This is a genomic window from Rhizobium sp. R339 (assembly GCF_002211395.1).
Classification (GTDB): Bacteria; Pseudomonadota; Alphaproteobacteria; order Rhizobiales; family Rhizobiaceae; genus Rhizobium.
Window position 1 is genome coordinate 1 of the sequence record NZ_LOKV01000021.1, and the last position, 3,926, is coordinate 3,926.

Here is a 3,926-nt window from a genome sequence, read left to right on the forward strand (position 1 = left end):
AGAAACGACGCGCCGACGAAAATCCAACCAAGCACCTCGAAGATCAGCGCGATGCCGAGGAGCACGAAAGCCATCGACATTTCGCTCTTGAACTTCCGCTTAACGGCGCGCTTGTCTACCAATCCTGGGACTTCAGAAGTTGTCGTCATTGTGCGGCGAGCTCCATGATCTTGACCTGGTCGGCATCCGCGCGGTCGAGGATGCCCGCCAGTCGTCCTTGACGGATCGTGAGGATACGGTCGCTCATGCCGAGAATCTCCGGGAGTTCGGAGGAGATCATGATCACGGCGACCCCTGTGGAAGCGAGCGTGGAGATCATTCGATGGATCTCCGCCTTGGCGCCGACATCGATCCCGCGGGTTGGTTCATCAAGGATGAGCACCTTGGGTTTTGTCAGCAGCCAGCGACCGATCAGCACTTTCTGCTGGTTGCCGCCGGAAAGGTTGAGGATCTTCTCGCCCATGCTCGGAGTTTTCACGCGCAGCGTGGTTTTCATCTCTTCGCATTCTTCGGAAAGGCGCTTCTGCTGCACGAAACCGTGCTTGACATACCCGCCATGGAGCGCCGCCAACTGCATGTTCTGTTGGATATCCAAAAGCAGGAAACAGCCCGATTCCTTGCGGTCCTCGGTCAGAAACGCCATGCCGTTCGCCATGGCGATGCCCGGAGAGGTAATTCTGATCTCTCTGCCGCCGATGGCTATGGTTCCCGAAGTCGCGGGGGTCACACCGAAGATCGTTTCGGCAATATTCGAACGGCCGGCGCCGACCAGTCCTGCAATTCCGAGGATTTCGCCGGCATGGAGATCGAATGACACGTCCTCGAATACACCCTTCAGACGGAGATCTCGAACGCTTAGAACGACGTCCCCGATCTTCGCTTCCACCTTTGGAAACATCTGTGAAATTTCGCGCCCGACCATCATGCGAATGACTTCGTCACGCGTCAGATCATTGGATGCCTTGGTGGCAATGTGCCTGCCGTCCCTGAAGATCGATACCTCGTCGGCGATCTCGAACAGCTCGTTCATCTTGTGCGTGATGTAGATGATGCCTTTGCCTTGCTCTCTGAGCGTGCGAATGATGCGAAACAGGTGCTCGACTTCGCGTTCGGTCAGCGCCGACGTCGGTTCGTCCATAATGAGGACGTCTGACTGGTAGGAGACGGCTTTTGCGATCTCGACCATTTGTCGGCTTGCCACCGATAGCTGTCCCACCCTCTCGTCGGGATCAAGATCGATTCCGAGTTCCTTGAACAGGCGGTAGGTGCTGGCCCGCAGTTCGCGATGATCGACAAGGCCGAAGCGGTTTCGCGGTTCGCGGCGAATCCAGATATTTTCCGCGATCGTCATATGATTCATCAGGTTAAGTTCCTGGTGAATCATCGCAATGCCGTTGTCGAGCGCATCAAGCGGGCTGCGCAGTTTGATCGGAAGGTTGTTGAGATAGAATTCTCCGGCATCGGGCGTGTAGATGCCGGCGATGATCTTCATCAAGGTTGACTTGCCCGCGCCGTTCTCACCCATAAGGGCGTGGACCGTTCCGCGACGAAGCCGGAAGGAGACGTTATCGAGGGCAACGTTCCCGGCGAATTCCTTGCGGACGTTTTCGACCTGCAGGAGATATTCGGCTGTCGGAACGGCTCCGCTCTCTCTTACAGCCCTGATAGTTGAGGGGGAGACTGTCTTCATTTGACCAAGCCCTTCCATGACCCGTCTGCTGAGATCGACAGGCGCACCCTGCGCGCGCCTGCCGTTCGTTGGATGCTAGTTCCGGCTGAGATAGCTTTCGACGTTCGATGGATTGACCAGCTCGTAGGGAATCCAGAGTGGCGACTCGACCTTCTCGCCCCTTGCAAGTTTCATGGCGACGTCGACCGATCCGGCGCCTTGTCCGATAGCATCCTGAAAAACGGTGACCTGGAGATCGCGGTTCTTCATGTATTGCATCGCTTCCTTAGTGGCATCGACGCCGGCCACGACCACCTCTGAGGCGTCAAACCCGGACGCTTTGAGCGAATTGATCGCACCGATGGCCATCTCGTCATTGTTCGAAATGATCGCGGCCGGCTTGTATCCCGCTGTGATCCAGTTCGTCACCAAATCCTGGGCCTTCACTGGATCCCAGTTTGCCGATTGCTCGTCGATGATCTTCATGAAATTGCATTCTGCCGTCGCAGCAACATCGTGCACGGCCTGGCTGCGCAATACCGCAGTTTCATTGGCGAGCACGCCTTGAATGATCAGGATGTCTGCGGCATCAGCCTTCCCGCGCGCCTTGAGGACGCGGCACACTTCCTGTGCTTCCAGCGTGCCGGCAACCTTCTCGTCGGAACCGACGAATGCGGCCTTCGGGCCGAGTTCGTTGACGTCACTTGGCGTGTTGTTCACGTAGACGAGCGGGATGCCCGCGTCGACAGCGAGCTTCGTCATTGTCGGCGTGGCAGACGTTTCGACCGTATTGACGATGATCGCGTCGACTTTTGCAGCGATGAAATTCTGAACCTGCGACAGCTGGCGATTGACGTCGCCTTTGGCAAATTCGATTTGCAGCGGCTGGTTCGATTGTGCAGCCCTGTCCTTGATACCCTTGACGAGAACGGCAAGGTTTGAATCGCTGTGAGATATGCTAACGCCAATGTCGCCGGCGAAAGCTGCGGATCCAAGAAATGCCATGGACGCTGTCAGGATAATCATTCGATTCATTATCTATTCCCCTTCAAATGGGTGTCCGGCAGCACCCGATTGTTCTCCGGAACGTCTGCGCCCTCCTGCAATGAGGGCTCCTCATGGTTCAGGCGGATTGCCTAACCTTCAGCTCGAATGGCAAAATTATATTTCGACCGTCCTCGAAACCCGGTTTGGGCATTTCGATCAACTCGGCGATCGCCGGACCGAATTCGAGTGCCGGCACCTTCACCGTGGTCAACCAAGGAGCCAACCACTCGTTCAGGCGGTTGTCGTCGAAGCCGAAGATGACAAGGTCGTCGGGTACACGAAGATTGCGCTCCATAGCCGCCCGATAGAAACCGTACGCGATCATGTCGTTTGCGCAGAAGACGCTGTATTTCTTCCGTTCGTGGTCGAGAAGTCGGCAGGCATGTTCGTAGCCGGCCTGCATCGTGTAGGGGCTCTCGAACTGCAGTACGCGCGAGGCATCGCCCACGCCGGCGATGAAACCGTCCAATCGCGCAGTACTGCCAAAATAATGACGCGGGCCGTGGATCGCGACCCAGTTCTCATAGCCACGCGCGATGAAGTAGTGCCCGACCGCCAGCCCGGCCTGGAAGTTATCGATGCCCACATAAGGAGCGATAATTCCCTGCGCTGGCCGCCGGTTTGCGAAGATCAGGTTGCCCTGCGTCGTCACCAGTTCGCGAAGCCTCGGTGTATCAATCGCGCCCTGCAATACGATCGCGCGCGCGCGCAGTCCTTGAGCGTCGGCGAGAAGGCGATCCTGCTGCGCGGCGTTTTCGCCGGTGTTGGCCAGGACCATCGACAGGCCGATACCCTTGAGCGCGCTTTCCACCGATACGGCGATGTCGGCGGTGAAGTGGTTGGTCGCGTCCGGCACCAGCATGACCACGACGCGGCTTTGAGCAAGCCGTAAAGAACGGCCGATTTCGGAGGGGGTGTATCCGAGAACCTTCGCCGCCTGACGGACGCTCTCGATCGTGCGAGGAGCAAGCGCGTTGGTCTTTCCCGAGAAGTAACGCGAGACGGTGGCGGTCGAGACGCCCGAGAGACGTGCGACATCACGTATGGTTGGTGGTTTCGTCATATCGCAGTCCCAAGCACCTGATGTTAACGATTACATCCTGACTTCAATCGGTGGATTATTTTGTGTTTTGCGCCTTTGCATTTGCGGCATCGACGATCGGCTTCAGATAGTCGAGGCAGACGCGGGCGACCCAGTCGGGCTCGATGC

3 protein-coding genes are annotated in these 3,926 nt (G+C 57.4%); all 3 read right to left on the reverse strand.

The genetic code is table 11. The features are described 5' to 3' along the window. Positions 1 to 145: 145 nt before the first annotated feature. Positions 146 to 1,690 carry a sugar ABC transporter ATP-binding protein gene (locus ATY76_RS19210; protein WP_088676333.1) on the reverse strand — a complete coding sequence of 515 codons (1,545 nt, stop codon included), beginning with the start codon at positions 1,688 to 1,690 and terminating at the stop codon, positions 146 to 148. Positions 1,691 to 1,765: 75 nt separating this feature from the next. Then, on the reverse strand, positions 1,766 to 2,704 hold the full coding sequence (locus ATY76_RS19215) for a substrate-binding domain-containing protein (protein WP_088676334.1): 939 nt from the start codon (positions 2,702 to 2,704) through the stop codon (positions 1,766 to 1,768). Between the two features lie 88 nt (positions 2,705 to 2,792). Beyond that, entirely contained in the window at positions 2,793 to 3,779 is a 987-nt protein-coding gene (locus ATY76_RS19220) for a LacI family DNA-binding transcriptional regulator (RefSeq protein ID WP_088676335.1), read from the reverse strand. Positions 3,780 to 3,926: the final 147 nt, after the last annotated feature.

Bases quoted from the DNA above. Each gene is read 5' to 3' on its own strand.
- ATY76_RS19210 (WP_088676333.1), bottom strand. From the start codon at position 1,690: ATGAAGACAGTCTCCCCCTCAACTATCAGGGCTGTAAGAGAGAGCGGA.
- ATY76_RS19215 (WP_088676334.1), bottom strand. From the start codon at position 2,704: ATGAATCGAATGATTATCCTGACAGCGTCCATGGCATTTCTTGGATCC.
- ATY76_RS19220 (WP_088676335.1), bottom strand. From the start codon at position 3,779: ATGACGAAACCACCAACCATACGTGATGTCGCACGTCTCTCGGGCGTC.